21 protein-coding genes and 1 tRNA gene are annotated in these 19,379 nt (G+C 58.3%); 7 read left to right on the top strand and 15 right to left on the bottom strand.

The window, feature by feature from the left end:
- Nucleotides 1-10: 10 nt before the first annotated feature.
- From tatC to AACZ26_RS08270, 9 genes are all read right to left on the bottom strand, one after another.
- A complete protein-coding gene (gene tatC, locus AACZ26_RS08310; RefSeq protein ID WP_339620590.1) occupies nt 11-784 on the bottom strand; it encodes a twin-arginine translocase subunit TatC in 774 nt (257 codons plus the stop codon).
- Nucleotides 785-834: 50 nt separating this feature from the next.
- Nucleotides 835-1,053, bottom strand: a complete 219-nt coding sequence (tatA, locus tag AACZ26_RS08305; RefSeq protein ID WP_339620588.1) for a Sec-independent protein translocase subunit TatA — start codon at nt 1,051-1,053, stop codon at nt 835-837.
- Nucleotides 1,054-1,117: 64 nt separating this feature from the next.
- A complete protein-coding gene (locus AACZ26_RS08300; RefSeq protein WP_339620587.1) occupies nt 1,118-1,501 on the bottom strand; it encodes a hypothetical protein in 384 nt (127 codons plus the stop codon).
- Entirely contained in the window at nt 1,502-1,849 is a 348-nt protein-coding gene (locus AACZ26_RS08295; RefSeq protein ID WP_339620585.1) for a hypothetical protein, read from the bottom strand.
- 8 nt (nt 1,850-1,857) lie between these two features.
- A complete protein-coding gene (locus AACZ26_RS08290) occupies nt 1,858-2,841 on the bottom strand; it encodes a WYL domain-containing protein (RefSeq protein ID WP_339620583.1) in 984 nt (327 codons plus the stop codon).
- Nucleotides 2,834-3,817: a WYL domain-containing protein gene (locus AACZ26_RS08285; RefSeq protein ID WP_339620581.1), complete on the bottom strand. Its 984-nt coding sequence runs from the start codon at nt 3,815-3,817 to the stop codon at nt 2,834-2,836. Before AACZ26_RS08285 ends, AACZ26_RS08290 begins: the two co-directional genes overlap by 8 nt.
- A 48-nt stretch (nt 3,818-3,865) precedes the next feature.
- The gene (locus tag AACZ26_RS08280; RefSeq protein WP_339620579.1) at nt 3,866-4,867 is read right to left on the bottom strand and encodes a peptidylprolyl isomerase; all 1,002 of its coding nucleotides are present in this window, start codon (nt 4,865-4,867) and stop codon (nt 3,866-3,868) included.
- Nucleotides 4,868-4,877: 10 nt separating this feature from the next.
- Nucleotides 4,878-5,864, bottom strand: a complete 987-nt coding sequence (locus AACZ26_RS08275; RefSeq protein ID WP_339620578.1) for a tRNA (adenine-N1)-methyltransferase — start codon at nt 5,862-5,864, stop codon at nt 4,878-4,880.
- A complete protein-coding gene (locus tag AACZ26_RS08270; protein ID WP_339620577.1) occupies nt 5,861-6,532 on the bottom strand; it encodes an HAD family phosphatase in 672 nt (223 codons plus the stop codon). The genes AACZ26_RS08275 and AACZ26_RS08270 overlap by 4 nt, the downstream gene beginning before the upstream one ends.
- Nucleotides 6,533-6,596: 64 nt before the next feature.
- On the opposite strand from AACZ26_RS08270, the gene AACZ26_RS08265 reads away from it, so the two are divergent.
- Entirely contained in the window at nt 6,597-7,532 is a 936-nt protein-coding gene (locus AACZ26_RS08265) for a PAC2 family protein (RefSeq protein ID WP_339620576.1), read from the top strand.
- Nucleotides 7,533-7,568: 36 nt separating this feature from the next.
- Here AACZ26_RS08265 and AACZ26_RS08260 read toward each other — a convergent pair whose 3' ends face one another.
- Together AACZ26_RS08260 and AACZ26_RS08255 are read right to left on the bottom strand one after the other, a co-directional pair.
- On the bottom strand, nt 7,569-8,420 hold the full coding sequence (locus AACZ26_RS08260) for an undecaprenyl-diphosphate phosphatase (RefSeq protein ID WP_339620574.1): 852 nt from the start codon (nt 8,418-8,420) through the stop codon (nt 7,569-7,571).
- Between the two features lie 24 nt (nt 8,421-8,444).
- Nucleotides 8,445-9,776, bottom strand: a complete 1,332-nt coding sequence (locus AACZ26_RS08255; RefSeq protein WP_339620572.1) for a M20/M25/M40 family metallo-hydrolase — start codon at nt 9,774-9,776, stop codon at nt 8,445-8,447.
- Between the two features lie 152 nt (nt 9,777-9,928).
- Here AACZ26_RS08255 and AACZ26_RS08250 point away from each other — a divergent pair.
- The 3 genes from AACZ26_RS08250 (at nt 9,929) to AACZ26_RS08240 (ending at nt 12,546) form a co-directional block, all read left to right on the top strand.
- Nucleotides 9,929-10,012, top strand: a tRNA-Leu gene (locus AACZ26_RS08250).
- A gap of 231 nt (nt 10,013-10,243) precedes the next feature.
- Complete coding sequence (locus AACZ26_RS08245) at nt 10,244-10,810, top strand: PadR family transcriptional regulator (protein WP_339620571.1); 567 nt, start codon at nt 10,244-10,246, stop codon at nt 10,808-10,810.
- A gap of 35 nt (nt 10,811-10,845) precedes the next feature.
- A complete protein-coding gene (locus AACZ26_RS08240) occupies nt 10,846-12,546 on the top strand; it encodes an AarF/UbiB family protein (RefSeq protein ID WP_339620570.1) in 1,701 nt (566 codons plus the stop codon).
- Between the two features lie 29 nt (nt 12,547-12,575).
- On the opposite strand, the gene AACZ26_RS08235 is transcribed toward AACZ26_RS08240, so the two are convergent.
- Entirely contained in the window at nt 12,576-12,962 is a 387-nt protein-coding gene (locus tag AACZ26_RS08235; RefSeq protein ID WP_339620568.1) for a helix-turn-helix domain-containing protein, read from the bottom strand.
- A 110-nt stretch (nt 12,963-13,072) separates the two neighbouring features.
- Between AACZ26_RS08235 and AACZ26_RS08230 the strand changes: the two genes are divergently transcribed.
- Both AACZ26_RS08230 and AACZ26_RS08225 read left to right on the top strand, forming a co-directional pair.
- The gene (locus AACZ26_RS08230) at nt 13,073-13,933 is read left to right on the top strand and encodes an SDR family oxidoreductase (RefSeq protein WP_339620566.1); all 861 of its coding nucleotides are present in this window, start codon (nt 13,073-13,075) and stop codon (nt 13,931-13,933) included.
- 205 nt (nt 13,934-14,138) lie between these two features.
- Entirely contained in the window at nt 14,139-15,656 is a 1,518-nt protein-coding gene (locus tag AACZ26_RS08225) for a SulP family inorganic anion transporter (protein WP_339620659.1), read from the top strand.
- A 47-nt stretch (nt 15,657-15,703) separates the two neighbouring features.
- On the opposite strand, the gene AACZ26_RS08220 is transcribed toward AACZ26_RS08225, so the two are convergent.
- From AACZ26_RS08220 to AACZ26_RS08210, 3 genes are all read right to left on the bottom strand, one after another.
- The gene (locus tag AACZ26_RS08220) at nt 15,704-16,423 is read right to left on the bottom strand and encodes an endonuclease/exonuclease/phosphatase family protein (protein WP_339620658.1); all 720 of its coding nucleotides are present in this window, start codon (nt 16,421-16,423) and stop codon (nt 15,704-15,706) included.
- Nucleotides 16,424-16,461: 38 nt separating this feature from the next.
- Nucleotides 16,462-17,730 (bottom strand): APC family permease, encoded by a 1,269-nt coding sequence (locus AACZ26_RS08215; RefSeq protein WP_339620565.1) that lies wholly within the window; start codon nt 17,728-17,730, stop codon nt 16,462-16,464.
- Between the two features lie 100 nt (nt 17,731-17,830).
- Entirely contained in the window at nt 17,831-18,769 is a 939-nt protein-coding gene (locus AACZ26_RS08210) for a DnaJ domain-containing protein (protein ID WP_339620564.1), read from the bottom strand.
- Between the two features lie 121 nt (nt 18,770-18,890).
- Here AACZ26_RS08210 and AACZ26_RS08205 point away from each other — a divergent pair, with 121 nt between their 5' ends.
- Entirely contained in the window at nt 18,891-19,376 is a 486-nt protein-coding gene (locus AACZ26_RS08205) for a glutathione peroxidase (RefSeq protein WP_339620562.1), read from the top strand.
- The last annotated feature ends 3 nt before the right edge of the window (nt 19,377-19,379 follow it).

Genomic DNA, 19,379 nt, shown 5'->3' with positions numbered 1-19,379 from the left:
TGCTTACAGCCTAAGCGCTGAAAGGCTCGGCCTCGGTGCGCAACTCGGTATCGATAGTCGCTGCTTTTTTCGCAGCGCGACGATCGTGGATCCACGCGATCAAAGCGGCGATGAAATAAAGAATGATCATGGGGATCGCCAACAAGAACATCGAGATGACGTCGGCTGCGGGGGTGGCGATAGCAGTGAAAACGCAAATAGTAAGAATCGCGATTCGCCAGCCTTTGAGGATCGCTTTCGCCGACAGCACTCCGACAAAGTTGAGAAGTACGATGAACACCGGCAAAACGAAAGCAATGCCAACGGCGAGCAGCAACTTCACGATGAAGTCGTAGTAGTACTTCGCGTTCAAGTTGGAGAGATCTTGCTCTCCCGCAAACCCCAGCATGAGCGTGACGATGTTAGGCATCACGTACCAGCCAGCCGCGCAGCCAGCTAAGAACAGCGGGATAGCGGTGGCCAGGAATCCAACCGCGTACTGCTTCTCTTTGCGCACCAAGCCGGGAACAAGAAATGCCCACACTTGATAAAGCCAGACAGGGCTTGCCGCGACAATCGCCACTGTGAATGCGATCTGCATCCGAATATCGAATGCTTGCGTCACTGCATCGTAATTGAGAGCTGCGCCTCGCCCCGATGATTCTGCGATATTCGTAATTGGCGCACGCAGCGCGTCAATGAAGAAATCGGCAAAGATGAAGCCCGCAATCGCCGTAACGAGGATCGCGATCGCAGCAATGAACAACCGCTTTTTGAGCTCTACGAGGTGGGCGCCCAGGGACATGCGTTCGTCGCCCTTAGACCGCCACCTCTCGGCACGTACCGCCACGAGAGTTAGGACTTAGGCGAAGAGTCGTTGCTCGAATCCGTGGAGTTGTCGCCAGACGAGTCAGAACTGTTCTCGTCTTTCATCGTCTTAACCTCACTGCGGAAAATTCGCATTGACTGGCCCAAGCTACGCGCGAGTCCAGGAAGTTTCGGTGCACCGAAGAGCAAAAGGATGACGACCAGGAGAATGACGAGGTGCCAACCGCTGAGAGCGTTTCCGAACATGAAGAACTTCCTTAAAGATCGAGGCTGCGTGGGCCAATCATACCTAGGTTCGGCGAGATTACTCTCACCTTGAGGGTCGAGACTGAGGCTTGGAAACCCGCACAAACTCTCCCTGAAACCAGCGGTGGGGCTGCTTTCCAAAACCGAGCAACACGTAGTCGGAACGCCCGAGATACTTGGGGTGGTACAGAACGACAGCGGGCTTCTCGAGCAACTGGGCATCTCCTGCGCTCACGAGAGCCTTGACGATGACGCGCTCTGCACCCGTGTCGTCGGTGTAGCTCACCGCTATGCGCGGCGTGCCACGACCACGGCGATACATACTGCTCGCACCTGAGGTTTGCGCTCCGGATGTCAGCAGCAAAGCACGGATGGCTCGCCGTCGAAGCCATGTCGCGAACCACAGCAGCGCGATCAGAATCAACCCGATCGCAAAAATCCAGCCCACTTAAGACCAGCCCTCTGGCCACTGCGATTGAGATGCATCCCGCTTCGTGATGGTTCTGCCACGTTCGAGACGGCGTTCTCGTCGAGCATCCCTGAGGTCGAGGCGTCGTTGCCTTTGGGCGTCATGGCGATCACGAACCTCCGCCATCTGAGTAAGGATCGCAATCTGAGGCTTCGAGAGCTTCTCTGACTCCACGTCAAGGATCGAAGTCTTGTCGACGACATCCGACAGATCGTTCATGACGACCATCGCTTTGCGGAAGAGCACCCACGCGATTACTGCGAGCATGACGAGAAGGGCAAGCACAAGGCTCACCCAGATAAGCAGCCAACCCCACCATGCAATCACAATGATACCTACTGCTCTTCCTCGTATTGTGACGCTCCAGCCTGCGCCCAGCGCGCGACTGCGTCGCGAGCCTCAGGCGGTGAAACCACAGTAACGACTCCGGGGAGTCCTGCGATCAGCCTCTTGAGTCCGTGGAAGTGCGGCACCCGAACTGTCGTGCGTATGTGTTTACCCGCCGGAACGAGCACCGCGTCATCGGAGACATAGTCCCCCAGCAGCCCTATCGCGCTCGGGAGCACTTCAATGCTTACCTCAATGTCCTCATCCGACGTATCGAAGAGCGTTTCGGGGAGGTTCACGTCGCCGGCAGTGTGCGTAATGGCCTCCGAAGTCATCGACGGCTGGGAAATGCGGTCGAGACGGAAGGTGCGAACGTCTTCGCGGGAGTGGCACCAGCCGCGGACATACCAGTCAGCATCTACAGACTCGACACGGAGAGGGTCAATGCGGCGGCGCTCCGACTCACCTCGTGAATTTCGGTAGTCAAACTCGATCTGGGTGCCGGCAGCGACCGACTCGCGGATGAGTGCAAGGGTTTCGTCGAGTGCACTCGATTCTACCGCCACAGCGGTGGGGGCCGCAGAAGCACCTCGAGAAAGCTTGGACGTCAACGTGGCGATAGCCTGACGATCGGCGTGTTCGGGCAGGCTTGACAGATACTGAAGTCCGGCGATCAGCGCGGATGCCTCACGAGCTGAGAAACGTGGCGAATCGTCGATTGCGACAAGGTGGGTCAATACGATCTGGTCATTGTCTTCGAAGTCATCCCAAGCGATATCGAAGAGGTCGCCAGCTTGATATGTGGCCGTCTCCCCCGGGATTCCCGACACGGCGATCAAACGAACGGCATCACGAATCTGCTGTTCAGGAACACCAAAGTGCTTCGCGGCTTCAGCAACGCTGACACGATCGCGGTCCATCAAATACGGCACGAGTGCGAGCAGGAAGACCAGCTTGTCTTGCGCGCGTAGCGGCGGAATCTTGTTAGCCATGGTCAGCCACCGTTCTCGTCAGACGCTCGATTACAGCGGAGCGAAGCGCGGGTGGAGAGATCGCGATCACTTCGGGACCAAAGCTCGCGAGTTCATCAGCAAAGATGTTGAGATCGGTGAAATTCACTTCGAGTTCGCAATCGGGGTGCATTATTGCTCCCCGACGCTTGCCAAGACGCGTCGCAGCGTCGGTTCCTGGCTCGACGCGCAAGTGCGCGAGGTTCGACTGCCACACTTCCTCAAGCCCCGCGAGGGCTTTCGCCGCAGCATCGTCGGTCGGGTAATCAAAAGTTTTTTTACTTCGTTGGATGCTGCTGACGATGCGACGTAGCAAGAACGTCTTGAAGGTGTCCGTCGCGGGATTCTTCGCGTACAGGTGCCAGCGTCCCTGATGTTGCACGAGCGCCAACGGGGCCACGAGGCGAGTTGTTGACATCTGCTCCCCTGGCTTCAAGTACTCGAAGTTCACGAGCACGCGACGATCCATTGCTTCCCGCAGAGGTTCGAACGACTCGTCACGGACTCGCACTTGAGGCGCGTAGCTCAGAACGGGCTCTGCGGTCTCGATGCCGAGTGAGCGCAACTTGACGATCGCGCGACGCGAACCCTCTGAGAGGGAACCCTCACGCCACACCATCGCCGCCAAACCGAGAAGAGTCGATTCTTCGGCGGAGAACGCGATGTCCTCGGGAAGTTCGTAATCTACCCGCGGGATGCGATAGCGAAGGTTCTGGTTGTTGCCGGCCTGCTCTGGTGGCTCGATGGTTTCCAACGGCACACCGAGTTCGCGGATGTCGTCTTTATCGCGCTCAAACTGTCGCTCAAGGTTCGCATTGTCCCCTGAATGAACGAATCGTTGGCGATACCCCTGCACTGTCGACAGAATCTCGCTCTTGGTGAGTCCGTTTTCAGTGGAGAGTAACGCCAAAACGAGGCTGAAGAGCCGTTCTTCGTTGGGAACTTTCGGTGCTGGCACGAGTCAAATCCTTTTGTCTCTGACACCCGGCCGTGTCGTAGTTAGCGGTTACTGCTCTTGAATTCCGAGGATGTCGAACACGAAGACTAGAGTCGACCCGCTCGTGACACCTGTTGGCTCTGTGCCTGGGGCGAAGCCAACATCCGGCGGCAGCACGACGAGAACTTGAGAGCCGACTGTCTGGCCGATCAGGGCCTCGGCTAGCCCGGGCGGCAAGCCGCCGTCAGACGTTTCGGTGCTCTCCACGAGGAAGGTTCCGGGAACGCCCGAATCCTGCCAGCTATTGGTAAACGTCTGGTCGGCACCCCATTCGATTCCGCTGACGTGCATGATGCCTGCATCGCCCGAAGAGATCTTCTCGCCCGAGCCCACCTTCAGCGCGGCAAATTGAAGTTCCGTAGGAGCGTCTCCGGAGGGGAAGCTGAAACCGGGCTGCCCATTGGGGGCTAAGACGATAGCGGGCGTTCCTGCGGGAGCAGGCTTGCTGACACCGTTCGCCTTGCCGGGATAGCGCGATTCGACGTCGCTGACCATGACGATCGCGTCGTCTTCGGCGAGGGTCAACTGGTTCTGAGCGATGTTGTCCGCTCCCAAAATATCCCCGGCGTTGCCGACCGTGACAATGCGGGACCCCACGGTGGCGCACTCAGCAATGTCACCAAAGTGCGGCTCGCGGTCGGTCACGGGGACGCGGAGACCCGCGCTGTCGTGCCCGGTAGAGATGAGTTGCTGACCTGTCGCAGCGTCATAGATCGTGATCTGAAGTGTCGCTACATCGCCGGCATTAACCTTCTCGCCATCGCCTTCGACCGTGATCGTGCTCTCGACATCAGAAGCGATAAGAGGAGTTGGGAATTCCGCTTCGGGGTCTGCGCTGAGAGCACCTGGTGTCGTCACTAGTTCGGTGTTGGAACCAGAGGAATACACGGGAGTGCAGCCGGCAAAGTTCAACGGCCCATTGGCACATCCGGCCAACGAAACAACAACTCCGGCACTGACGGCCACTACTGCAAGCTTGCGCACAAACACTCTTTTCATCGACACAGACATCGCCAACACTCTACCGGTCAGACGCGGCGGCATCAGCCGCTCTTTTCGCTTCGCGCGCCGTTTTGCGCAGGCGCTTGGCGCTGGAATTTCGGTCCCCGAGGGCTCCAGGGGTCCACGCCTCCACATCCTCGTCCTTGAAATCAGACTTGGAGGCACGGCGCTTCAACTCGGGAAGGACTGACTCTGGAGCCAGCCGGCGCGCAGTCATCAAGAAACCGGTATGAGCGACCATGCGGTGGGCGGGGCGAACGGCGAGACCCTCAACGTGCCATCCGCGCACCATAGTCTCGCTTGAATCAGGCTCGGTAAACAGTCCCGTTGAACGAATAGCTTCCGCGACACGCGACAGCTGAGTGACGGTCGCAATGTAACAGAGTAAGACTCCACCGGGCGTGAGAGCCTCGGCGCACTCTTCAATGCACTCCCACGGTGCGAGCATGTCGAGAACGACCCGATCAACAGAACCTGCTTCGACGGATGCCGGCAGCTGCTCTTGAAGATCTCCGACTGTTACTGTCCAATTGTCGGGCTTCGCGCCAAGGAAGGCCTGAACGTTCGACTGCGCGATCTCGGAGAATTCTTCGCGGCGTTCGAAGGAGCTCAGCGTGCCGCTTGAGCCGATCGCCCGAAGCAACCAGAGCGACAACGCACCGGAACCTACTCCAGCCTCGACGACGTGCGCGCCCGGGAAGATGTCCGCCTGTCCGATGATCTGCGCGGCGTCTTTGGGATAAATAATCGCAGCACCGCGTGGCATCGACATCACAAAATCGGTGAGCAAGGGGCGCATCGCCAGATACTCGATGTCATTGGTGCTTGTGACGACGCTGGCATCGGGTTGCCCGATGATCAGATCGTGGCTGAGCACGCCGCGGTGGGTGTGGAACGCTCCCCCCACTTCAAGGGTGACGGTGTTGAGCCGCCCCTTGGGGCCGGTGAGTTGTACGCGGTCGCCCTCACGAAAAGGACCGCTCTGTCGTCGGAATACGTCGCTCATCGCGTGGTCACCTTTGCGTGAAGTTCGGAGAGATGGTCAAGAGTTTTACCATCGAGTGTTTGCCACAGGGCATGGGTCTTATGCTCGGGGATGTCAACCATGAAGGGCACACCGATGACGGTCGCGCCTGCCGCATGAGCGGACGACGCACCCGGAGGCGAGTCCTCAATGGCGACGCAATCAGTGACCTCGACGCCGAGCGCGGCGGCTCCCAAATGATAGGGCTGTGGGTGGGGCTTGGCGTGTTCCACATCGTCGCCGGAAATCACGGCATCGAATCCGTGAAAACCGAGGTTTTCGACAACGTGTTTAGCCATCCTGCCGACAGACATTGTCACTAGCGCGGTAGGGATTCCTGCCTCGCGCAATTCAGTGAGCAGTTCGCGCGCACCTGGGCGCCACGGGATTCCGGACTCTTTGAGCTGAGCCATCACGCTGTCTGTGAGGTGATCGACGATGACCTGCGCATCGAGTGCGACGCCCTTGGACTGCATTACGCGCGCAGACTCCAACAGGCCGTTTCCAACACACGACATGGCATCGTCATGAGTCCACTCGCCGCCGAAGGATTCGACAACCTTTACTTCCGCGGAAATCCAATACGGTTCTGAGTCAATGAGCGTGCCGTCCATGTCCCACAGGACGGCCGCTGGAGTGGAGTGAGTCACAACGCACCATCGTAGTTCTATCCTTGACTAAGCGACATTCGTGGCACGCACCCCAAGGAGACCTGTGACTGACACCCCATTTGCGAACGGACGACTCCTCGTCGTCGCCTTCGAGGGGTGGAACGACGCCGGAGAAGCCGCCAGCGGTGCAGTGCGATCGCTGAAAGAGCAACTCGACGTTTATCCCATCTCCGAAGTCGACCCCGAAGAATACTTCGACTACCAGTTCAACCGGCCCGTTCTGTCCCACGACGACGACGGCAACCGCTCCCTGACGTGGCCTTCCGTGACGATGTACGGGCCGGCACGCCCGAACGCGAGCCGTCCAGAGAGCATCGCTGCGGATGCCGAACTGCAGCTCAGCGCGAGCAATCAGTCGAACATCTATCTTTTGTTGGGCACCGAACCGTCGAGGTCGTGGAAAGCATTTGCTCGCGACATCCTCGAAACCGTCGTTGACAACGGAATTACCTCGATTGTCTTCTTAGGCGCGATGCTCGCGGATGTGCCGCACACGCGACCGATTTCAGTATTCACGTCGAGTGAGAACGCAGGTGTGCGTTCGGCTCTTGGTATCGAGCGGAGTACCTACGAAGGACCTGTGGGTATTTTGTCTGTACTGGGGCAGGCCGCCGAAGCCAGCGGCATCACGACCATGTCGATTTGGGCATCCGTTCCGCACTATGTGCACAACGCGCCCTCGCCGAAAGCGACTCTTGCTCTTATCGACAAGCTCGAAGAAATCGTGGATGTTGTGATCCCCCGTGGAGAGCTCGTGACCGACGCCGCCGACTGGGAGAACGGTATCGACGCCCTCGCTGGCGAAGACGACGACATGTCTTCCTATATTGAGCAGCTCGAAAGAGCGCGAGACACTGTCGACTCCCCCGAAGCTAGCGGGGAAGCGATAGCTCAAGAATTCGAGAAGTACCTTCGCCGCGGAGACGACAAGCCTGATCAGGGTGCCGCCGGTGATGAGCCGTGGCGGGGCAAGGACTAGTTCTGGGTTGGCGAGATCTGCCAGGTCTCATCGGGGCTAGAGCGGCTGGATCACGTTCGTTGACAACAGAACGAAGAGCACAACGCCCAGCACTACGCGATAAATAACGAAAGGCAAGAACGACCGCTTTTCGATGTATCGCATGAGAGCGGCGATTACGACATATCCGACAACGAACGCGATGACTGTCGCCACCGCAGTTTCGGCATAGGTGAACACCTGGTTTGGCTCGCCAAAGCTGTGCACGAGCTCGTAAAGACCGCTACCGAAGACCGCGGGAATGGCCAAGAGAAATCCGAATCGTGCCGCAGCAGGGCGCGTATAGCCGAGGGCGAGTCCTGCCGTCATTGTGGAACCTGACCGCGAGACACCTGGCACAAGAGCCAGCATCTGGGCGAGACCGATCGTTATGCCGTGGCCGTAGCTCATCTCTTCGATTGATCGCGTACGTTTTCCCAGATAGTCAGCGATACCCAAGATGATTCCAAACACAATCAACACCGTTGCAACCAGCCAAAGCGAGCGGAATGTTGAACGAATGTACTCCTGCGCGAAATAGCCCACCAGCACAATGGGGATCGTGCCAAGAATGACGAGCCACCCGAGCCGAACATCCGGATGATTCTTATCGACTACCTCGCCGTGAGCGCCGTGTGCGCCACGGAACTGTTGAAACCAACGAGTCAGGATTCTGGCAATGTCTTTGCGGAAATAGAGGATGACCGCGAGTTCGGTACCCAACTGAGTGATCGCCGTGAATGTCGCGCCGGGGTCGCTCGCTGATGGCAAAAACTCGCCCATGATGCGCAAATGCGCGCTCGACGAGATCGGAAGAAACTCGGTGAGGCCCTGAACAAGCCCCAAAATAATGGCCTCGATAAAACCCATGGAGCGCTCCCGATTAGATGAAAACTAGTACTTGAGAAGCAGGTCTCCCAAGACCTGCCTGCCAAAGACTAGTGCGTCAAGGGGCACTCGTTCATCAACGCCATGAAACATCCCCGGAAAGTCGATCTCGGGAGGCAACTGCAAGGGGGCGAAGCCATACCCGGTGATGTCAAGGAGCTTCAAGGCTTTGTTATCGGTGCCGCCCGACATCAAGTAAGGCAGCACGGGTGCTCCGGGGTCAAAGACACCGAGACTATTGACCATTGCGTCGACCAAGGGCCCGTCGAAACTCGTCTCGAGGCCGATGTCGCGGTGCATCATCTCAATCTCGATCTCATCAGGCAACAGTGCTCGCACTTGAGCAAGTACTTCATCCTCTTCACCGGGAAGTGTTCGGATGTCGACGAGAGCTTCAGCGACGTCGGGGATCACATTGTGCTTGTAGCCTGCGTTCAGCAGAGTGGGGTTGCTGGTGGTGCGCAACGTGGCCTGCAAGAAGCCGGAGGCCGTGCCGGTCGCGAGAATGAGCTGGTCTGGCCCGACTTCCTCGGGATCGATGTCAAGGATGCGCGAGAGCTCAGAGATGAGCAGAGTCGTGGTGTCCGTCAGGCGGACAGGCCAGTCTTGGCGGCCGATGATCGCAATCGCTTCAGCGAGTTTTGTGACCGCGTTGTCGTGGATGACGCGCGAACCATGAGCGGCCATCCCGCGGGCCGTGAGCTTGATCCACATGAGCGCTTTCTCACCTGTCTGGAGCAAGTAAGCCCGCTGACCTTGAAGGTCGACTGAATAACCACCAACTTCACTGATCGCTTCGGTGGCACCGGCAAAAACTTCGGGGTGCTTCTTGACCATGAAGTGTGAGCCGTATTCGCCGCCGTTTTCTTCATCCGCGAAAAAAGCGATGGTGAGGTCGCGGGCAGGGCGCTTACCGGCTCCCAGGATGTCGCCGAGTGCGGTGATGATCATCGCATCCATATTCTTCATGTCAACGGCACCACGGCCCCACAGCAGTCCGTCTTGGATCACTCCCCCGAATGGATCGACAGACCAGTTCTGGGGATCCGCGGGAACCACATCAGTGTGGCCATGCAGAATCAGCGCGGGGCGCTCTTTCGCGTGCGGTGCGGACGATGCCGTGTCGTAACTTCCTTCGACCTTCGCAATGACGGTCGTCCGACCCTCGGCAGCATCAAAATACTGGGTGGTGAGACCCATATCTTCCAGTAGCGCACCTAAGTACTCGGCAGCAACTGTCTCGCCGTTGGATCGACCCTCCCCATAGTTGGAAGTATCAAAACGGATGAGATCTTGCGCAATGCGGGCAGTGCGCTCGAGTTCTGGCTCAGAAGTCATAAAGCCACGCTAGCCGTCTCCCCCGCAAAAATCTGCACGCCACGGCAGACTCGAACCGACCGTGCGACGGTCGTGGCGGTGAAGTGTCATTTAGTGCTCAAAAAGGGTGCTATTGTCTTATCTCGGCGGTGCTCTTGTAGCGCCGCAGATGCGCGCGGATGGCGGAATTGGTAGACGCGCTAGCTTGAGGTGCTAGTGCCCGTAAGGGCGTGGGGGTTCAAGTCCCCCTTCGCGCACAGCGAACGATTCGGACACCGAATCGGAACAGAAAGTAAAGGCCGACAATCAGATCTATCTGGTTGTCGGCCTTTACTTGTTTAACGAAATCGCGCTCGTCCTTAAGTCTCGCTGCGCAGCGTTTCGCCTGCTGCTAGTTAGCTGGATGTTGGCGACGCTCAAAGTTAGCGATGTATCGTTGAGTATCGGCGGGGCAATCGTGCCCTGCATCCACCGACGGGACGACCAGCATGAATAACTCATTCGGAACCAGCGGCCACAACTCGCACCGCTCATTCGCGGACGCCTTCGATTCTGCGGGCAAAGGACTGTGGGACGCACTCGATAACGTGCGCTCCGAGTTCGAGCGCCGAGTGGCACCACGCATGGGGCGTGGAGACGTGCGCGTCGCCATCCTCTCCCTCTTGGCCGAGGAATCGATGCACGGATATCAGATCATTCGTGAGATCGATAAGCGCAGTAACGGCGCGTGGAAGCCGAGCCCCGGTTCGGTGTACCCGACTCTGCAATTGCTCGCCGACGAAGGCTTGATTGAGGCCCATGAGGCCGAAGGCAAGAAGACCTACACGCTCACGGAAAAAGGGCACACCGAGGCCCAGTCGAGCAGGCCTGCTCCGTGGAAAGATGCAGACACGCATGACTCGACTCGCCCCACAGCGCTCCCCCGTTCTGCGGCGAAGCTCGCTGAAGCAGTTGTGCCAATTATGCGGACAGGTACTCCCGAACAGATCGACGAAGCCATCAGTGTCGTCGATGATGCGCGACGTAAGCTTTACGCAATCCTCGCCCAAGACTGATCGGATACGCCGAACCATCGGCGTAAGGAGAATTGATGACCGACACCAGACAGCTGCGTGCCCGCTATCGGCGGATTCTGCGCTTCGCTGCCCGGTACATGGTTCTCGAGTGGTGGTTCGAGCTTGTGCTGCCGCGCTTCGGGCTCGAAAGAATTGCTGCTCGACGCCGGCTTGAGCGTGCCGCCCATATCGCGCGCAACTTTCACGACCTGGCAGTAGACCTCGGCGGACTCATGATCAAGGTCGGGCAGTTCATGTCCTCCCGCCTTGACGTGCTTCCCGGCGAAATCACGCGTGAACTTGAAGGCCTTCAAGATGAAGTGCCAGCGGTCGACTTCGCGCTCATCCAAGAAAGCACCGAGCGAGAGCTCGGGATACCGCTCGAGCGTGCGTTCGAGTTCTTCGACCCGACACCGGTGGCTGCGGCATCCTTTGGCCAAGTGCACCGTGCTCGCCTCACCCCTGTGGATGCTGCAGATCTCGGATTCGCCCACGTGGTTGTCAAGGTACAACGCCCCGGAATCGGGGAGATCATCGACGTCGATCTCGCTGCGCTTCGCCGGGTTGCTGCCTGGCTCAGCCGAGTGCGCTTCATCTCGCGACGCGTTGATCTTCCTGCGTTGCTCGAAGAATTCGCGATCATTAGCCTTCGGGAGATCGACTATCTGAGCGAGGGAAGCAACGCCGAACGGTTCGCCGAAAATTTCGCGCAAGATCCTCGTGTTCACGCGCCCGAGGTGGTGTGGGAGCGTTCTACTCGCCGCATCCTGACCCTCACCGATGCAACCGCGATCAAGATCAATGATCATGCGCGTCTCGAAGCTGCTGGAATTAATCCGGCCGAAGTCGCTGACGAACTATCTCGCGCAATGTTTGAGCAGCTCTTCATCCACCGCTTTTTCCATGCCGATCCCCACCCCGGAAATATCTTTGTCACGCCGGCCGACCCAGCGCGCGCCGATGAGTCTTCGGCGGACTGGACCTTAACGTTTATCGATTTCGGAATGATGGGCGAAGTTCCGGAGAACCTCAGCAGGGGCCTGCAGCGGCTCATTATTGCTGCTGCTGCGCGAGATGCCCCAGGGCTCGTGGCGAGCGTTCGGGATATGGGGATCCTGCTTAAAACGGCAGAAACTGCCCCACTTGAACGTGCCATGGGAGAATTGTTCGATCGTTTTGGCGGCATGGGCTTTGCCGAACTGCAGAAGGTTGACCCGCAAGAATTCCGTGCCTTCGGTAATGAATTCAGCGATGTCGTGCGAACGATGCCGTTTCAACTTCCTGAAAACTTCTTGCTCATTATCCGTGCCGTCTCCGTCACTTCAGGAGTCGCGAGCGATCTCAATTCTCGCTACAACGTGTGGACCGCGATCGAGCCTTTCGCGGCGCGACTGGCGCGTGACGAAGGCGGCGGAACTGTGCGAGAGTTTGCCAAACAGGCGCTCTCTTCCGCCGGGCTTATTCTTCGGCTGCCGCAACAATTGGAAAGTGTTGCGACGCTCATGCAGCGCGGGCAACTTGCGGTCGAAACGCCGAATGCTGACAAACGACTTCGGGTGATTGAGCAGCTCGTGCGCCGGGTGCTTTCGTCTGTGTTGTTTACCGCGCTACTTATCGGCGGAATCTTGTTGCGTGCTACTGACCCGGCTCTCGGCTTGGTGCTAATCGTCGGTTCTGCACTCCCCCTGGGGCATGCGCTCTTCGCAGGGATATTCAATCGCACCAGGCTCTTTTAGCGACTCGGGTCACCCAGGTGGTTGGTCGGCTAATTATCTGTTGTAGGAGCTGATGCATAATCCGCTGTCCAACGCGCCAAGGGAATGAGAAGTTCGGAGAGCTCGTTTCCTGCCATCGATAGCGAGTAGTCGACGCGCGGTGGAACCGTGCCGTGCGAGTTCCGCACAATCAGACCGTCTGACTCTAAGGTCCTCAGAGTTTGAGCAAGCATCTTCTCGCTAATACCTCCGATGTGATCTCGCAGTTCACCCCAGCGGAAGGTTCTCTCGGAGAGCGCGACAAGGATGAGGATCCCCCATTTACTTGTGATGTGGTCGAGCAAATTCCGACTCGCGCATTTCTCGCTAAATGGATTCGCGAGGGTTCTACCTGTTGTCGCACCCGAACCGAAGACATCCCACAACACTTCATTCATAGTTGAAGCTTACCTAAAAGTGGGTATGGGTTTTCTGGAATGTTAGAAGACGGGGTGCGGTTCACTTTCCTAAGCACGCGACACTGCATGCACGAAAGGACGGAAATCTCATGACCATTCTCATTACTGGCGCAACTGGAAACCTTGGCGCACTGGCCATCAACCATCTTCTCGCCCGCGATGTAAAGCCGTCTGAGATTATTGCTGCGGGCCGAGACGCTAGCAAGCTCGCGGCGTTTGCTGAACGCGGTGTCGGCACCGCCGTTGCCGACTATGGTGACGCCGAAAGCCTCGATGCCGCGCTTGTCGGAGTCAGCACGCTCGTGCTCGTCTCCGGTAGCGCGATTGGTGAGAGGGTAGCGCAGCACAGCAATGTGATTGCTGCAGCTGGACGTGCAGGAGTCACGCACATTATCTACACGAGCGCTCCGTTTGCTGATACATCGGAACTGCTGCTTGCGCCTGACCACAAGGCAACGGAAAAGCTCCTTGTCGACTCGGGAATCACTTTTACGATCCTGAGGAACAATTGGTACAACGAGAACTACGTCTCTACGCTTGGCCAGGTCGCGCAGAGCGGCGTCTATCTCACGAGCACGGCAGAGGGGCGAGTCGCAAGCGCTGCGCGCACTGACTACGCCGAGGCAATTGCCGTTGTGGCGAGCACTGAGGGCCACGACAATACGACCTACGAACTCTCCGGCGATATCGCCTGGAGTGCGGATGACTTCGCACAAGACCTCGAGGAGCTTCTCGCCAAGCCTGTGGTCGTCAGCAATGTCTCCTCTGAAGCGCACGCTGAAGCATTGAGCGCTGCGGGACTCCCGGCGGATGCTATTGGTTTCGTCGTTGGCTTGGACGCTGGCATTCGTGCTGGTTTCTTGGGGACCGTGACTGGTGACCTGAGCACGCTTATCGGTCGCCCTACGACAGTTCTGAAAGAGACCCTCTCTCAGCATCTCAGCACCTGAGATTCCTCCATGAATCTGCGTGATCGGCTATCGTGGGAAAAGGTTTGCGCGCATGTTTCGCCAACCGCCCTTGTCTAGTCGGCCAGCAGCCGACTCGTAGTCGGCAAAGTTGCTGACGTTTTAGCCGTGCAGCGATAACCACACGCTCGGCTCACATCACATCGTTGGTCGCGCATCTTCGTGGCTCCTTCTGTAGGAGAATCTCATCGCTATTACTCAAGCAAATCGGTCCGATCGGTATCGTGCGGACCCTTCCGTACTTACTGCACTCCGCACTCCCCGCATCCTCACTCGTGAGGTACTCGCGGGGCTCGTAGTCGCTCTGGCGTTGATCCCCGAGGCCATCTCGTTCTCGATCATCGCCGGAGTCGACCCGAGAGTTGGACTTTTCTCGTCGTTCGTCATGGCAGTGTCAATCGCCTTCCTCGGCGGACGCCCCGCGATGATTACAGCAGCCACGGGAGCTATTGCGCTGGTCATCGCGCCCGTCGCCCGGGAATATGGCATGGACTATTTCATCGCCACAGTGATCCTGGGCGGGCTCCTTCAAGTGCTCATGGGCGTGCTCGGTGTCGCAAAACTCATGCGCTTCATTCCCCGTAGCGTGATGCTGGGATTCGTCAACTCGTTGGCAATTCTGATCTTCATGGCTCAATTGCCCCACCTCATCGACGTCCCATGGATGGTCTACCCCCTAGTGGCGGTCGGCCTGGTCATCATGGTCCTCATGCCGCGCCTCACGAAGGTAATTCCGGCGCCGCTGGTTGCGATTGTGCTCCTCACGGCAGCCACCGTAACGATGGCTATAGCCGTGCCTACTGTTGGCGACCAGGGTGAACTCCCCCGGAGCCTCCCCGAGCTTTTCATCCCCAACGTGCCTCTGACGCTGGAAACCCTGCAGATTATTGGCCCGTTCGCGATCGCCATGGCGCTAGTAGGCCTTCTTGAGTCACTCCTCACTGCAAAACTGGTGGATGACATTACCGACACTCACTCGCGCAAGACTCGGGAGGCGTGGGGCCAAGGCGTAGCGAACGTGCTTTCCGGCCTGTTCGGCGGCATGGGCGGCTGCGCAATGATCGGCCAGACCATGATCAACGTGAAAGCATCGGGAGCTCGCACTCGAATCTCGACGTTCCTTGCTGGAGTCTTCTTGCTCATCCTCGTCGTTGTCTTAGGAGACGTCGTCGCGATTATCCCCATGGCAGCACTCGTTGCCGTCATGATCATTGTGTCGGTGTCGACGTTCAACTGGCATAGTGTCCGTTGGTCAACGCTCAAGCGCATGCCGAAGAGCGAGACGACCGTCATGGTGGCAACTGTTGTCGTCGTGGTTGCAACCCATAACCTCGCAATTGGCGTGCTGGTGGGTGTCGTCGTTGCGATGGTTGCCTTTGCGCGTCGAGTGGCGCACTTCGCCACCGTGGAGCGCACGCTCCCTGAAGACGAGGCCGTTCCTACCGCGTATTACCGTGTCAACGGCGAACTGTTCTTTGCCTCGAGCAACGACCTCACCACGCAGTTCGAGTACACGGATGACCCGGAGCGCGTGATTATCGACATGTCGAACTCTCACATTTGGGATGCCTCCACGGTCGCGGCTCTCGATGCGATCACTACGAAGTACGAGCGACTAGAGAAGCGAGTGGTGCTCATCGGGCTCAATGAGGCAAGCCAGTACATGCACGAGCGTCTTGCCGGCAATTTAGGCGGCGAAGGCTAGACAACGCTCACCGCGCCGGAGTAACGCTGAGCGTAGCCTTCACTGCGTTAGCGGGAGACGGCGCCCGAAGGCGAGATGGTGGATTGGTGAGTGTTGGTCGTGCCGTAAGACGCTGTCACCAGAATCGGCAGATGATCTGATGAACCGCGCGGCATAGTCTCAACTCCCTCGATCGTGAATCCTTGAGAGGTCACGAAGTCGAAATGCCCACGGAAGAACTTGTAGTTGGTGTACGTGATGCGATCGCTCAGCGACAGGTCGTAGCCGGTCTTGTTGATCCGCTGGGTGAGGCCGTCTTTGAACAGAGGATAGTTGTAATCCCCGAGCATCAAAATGGGTGATCCTGAGCCGAGATCCTTCAGCAGCGAATGCGCGGCCTTGATCTGATTGCGGCGGAGTGAGTTAAGCGCGGTCAGAGGTGCGGCGTGGAACGAAGCCACGACGATTTCCTGACTGGTCTCACGATCAATGAGTTGCGAGCCGACGAGGCGCTCAGTAGTGGGGCCAAAAACCCGATCATGCAACGACTTCTTGAGTTCGAACGCTTGGCTTCTGACATGCTCATAGCGGTCTCGTCGGTAGTACACAGCGAGTCCCAGACGATTGTTCTTAGTCGAGTCGGCGAGATGCAGATTGCCAATCTCTTGAGGTAGCTGCGTGGAGATCGCTTCTTGGAGGCACAGAACATCGAGGTCGGGAGTTTGCGAGAGAGCATCGAGCTCTGTCGCAGCCTTATGCTTGCGGAGGTTGTAGCTAATTGCGCGAATCACGAACCGATAACCCTCTTTCTTAAGAGAAAACTAGCCTACGTACTAGGGATGAAAAGTGGCCGAGACTGGCGATTAGAAAGCAAACGTACAGGAATACCGGCAGCCACGACGATTATTCCGGCGGCAACCCCTAGCGGAGGAAGTGTGACCGCGAGAACAATGCACGCAGTTGCACCGAGAATATTCGCTGCACGGCTCACGAGCCGCTGTGCCGCAGGCTGCGTGAAGGCCGCGACGTTGGCTATGAAGTAATAGAGCAATACCCCGAACGAAGAAAAGGCGATCGCACCGCGAACGTCGACTATAAGGATGACCGCGATGACGACGCTCGCTCCAAGGAGTTCTGCGCGATGAGGAACCAAAGAACGTGGATGTATGGCATCAAACCAGCGGGGAAGATCTCGCGTGCGTGCCATCGCCAGAGTCGTACGAGCAATGCCAGCCGTGAGTGCAAGGAGCGCACCTAAAGATGCCAGAGCCGCAGTCACAGCGACAACCGGGGACGCGGCTCCCCAACCTGCATGGCTGAGGAGTTCTGTGACTGGAGCGCGAGAAGCCGCGAGCCTATCGGGGCCGAGCACCGCGAGGAGGGCAACTCCGATTGCGCAATAGAGAACGGCGGAAATACCAAGGGCAGCCATAATTGCACGGGGAATGGCTCGACGCGGATTCTGCACCTCCTCCCCCAACGTTGCGATTCGAGCGTAGCCAGCAAAGGCGAAAAAGAGGATGCCCGCCGATTGCAAGACGCTGTACACGTCCGGGGTATCAACAACGAATGACTGAGCCGCTGAGCCTGACACTCCACCGAGCGCGACCACAGCCACCCCGACAAGCACAACAACAACAATCGTGACAATCACCTTGGTCGCGTTGGCAGTGCGGCTTATTCCGCCGAGGTTGATGCCTGTGACGAGTACCACTGCGAGCACTGCAACGAGCTTCTCTCCACCCGCCGGCGAAACATACGCTGCGCAGACGAGAGCCATAGCAGCGCAACTTGCAGTTTTACCGACGATGAACGACCAGCCTGCGGTGAAACCCCACCAAGCACCTAAGCGCTCGCGACCGTACACGTAGGTGCCGCCTGCTACCGGGTAAGCGGCTGCTAGTTGGGCGCTGGCCGAAGCGTTGCACCAGGCCACTATTGCGGCGATAGCGAGCCCGATGATGAGTCCTGACCCGGCGGCATGAGCAGCGGGCGCGAACGCTGCGAACACTCCGGCTCCGACCATCGAACCCACCCCGATGACGGTGGCATCGAAGGTCGTTAGCCTTCGTGCCAGTCGAGCATTGCTGTTCACGTGCTCACCCTACTTGCGGGTATCAACCCTGCCGTGGCAGAGGCGCTTTGTTGTGATGAACTACAGGTGACTAGTTGGCAAACTGAGGAAGTGTGTCGGACTACTCGACGAAACGGATGCCGCTCGAAAGTCGTGTGCGCACGTCAAAGAGTTCGTTGCCGCCGATGTCGCGCCCGCGGCCAAGCTCTGGCCCGGTGCGGAGTAAGTGCGCAAGCACGCTCTGGCGCACTACGACGGCGGGCTGCCCCTTTACTGTTCCGAGGGAGATTTGCGGTTCAGCAAGGTCATTATCGGGGACGATGATGACGAAGCACGTGAAGTTGACTTTCAATTGGCGACTCAGCGTCTTCGCTCGAGCAGCCAACTCATGCATGGGTTTCTCCGGCGCCACAGCGGGACCGATGAGTTCGCCACGGCGAACCTTCACTTGGCCTCCAAAGTCTTCAGAAAGCATGGCGAAGATGCCGGTGGGGCCGAGAACGACGTGATCGATTTTACGCTCCGGCGCGCCGGTCGACACGTCGTGCCAGACGGTGTAGCCGATGCCGAGCTCACTGACGGTGCGCGCGGTTGCTTCTTCGGCCAACGCATCCGCTAGAGTGCGTCGGATCTCTCTCGGTGCACTACGCACGAGGGCGGGGTCGTAGGGATCGTCGAGCGAAACGCCGCGGCCTACCCACTCGCGCATGCTGTCGAGAAAACGTTCTCGGCGCCATCCGCCCGGGTGTCCATGAGTGCGGGCGCGGGGGCGAGAATCTTCGCGCGAAGACGAGGCGGGCCGTGACGAAAATGGTGAAGAACTCGAGGCCGAGCCCCGCGAATGGGTGCCTGATCTCGCATCGTAGCTGCGGCGCTTCTCTGGCGTTCCCACCCGCTCCCATGCGTCTTGCACGGCGGCGAACCGCGCCGGATCTCCCCCTGTGTCCGGGTGCGTTTCGCGGAGGGCGCGGCGGAATGCACGCTTAAGCTCACTCTCACTAGCCGAAGCCTGCACACCAAGCACTTCGTAGGCACTCGCTGACAGAGGACTATCGGGCATGAACTCACTTTCGGTGAACCGCGAATAGCGGAAGTGGCGAAAGTCCCACTTTAGCGAACCTCGCTGGCAAGTCTCGGGATGTCGTCGGCGGTCGTTCAGGCTGCGGGCGTAGTTTTATCTCGTGACCACACTTCGAGACATCCCGCTTACTACCATCGACGGCAACGAGACCACTCTGGCCGACTATCAAGACAAAGTCGTGCTCATCGTTAATGTGGCATCGCGCTGCGGTCTTGCACCGCAGTACGAACAGCTTGAGAAGTTGCAGAAGAAGTACGGAGATCGTGGCTTTACTGTGCTTGGCTTCCCGAGCAACCAGTTCTTGCAAGAGTTGAGCTCTGAAGATGCCATCAAGGAATACTGCTCGACGACGTGGGGTGTCACCTTCCCGATGTTCGAAAAGGTCAAGCTCAATGGTCGGTCCGCTCATCCGCTTTACGCCGAACTGAAAAAGACTGCCGATAGTGCAGGGAAAGCTGGCCGCGTGGCGTGGAACTTCGAGAAATTCTTGGTGACTCCTGGTGATGACGTTAAGCGTTTTCGACCGACTGTCGTTCCGGATGATCCCGCCATCGTCGGTGCAATCGAAGCTGCCCTCCCCGCATAAGGC

Origin of the sequence: uncultured Salinibacterium sp. (assembly GCF_963974405.1) — a bacterium.
Taxonomy (GTDB): domain Bacteria; phylum Actinomycetota; class Actinomycetes; order Actinomycetales; family Microbacteriaceae; genus Rhodoglobus.
Note: the sequence above shows the minus strand (reverse complement) of the source record. Positions and strands in the feature narration are given on the sequence as shown.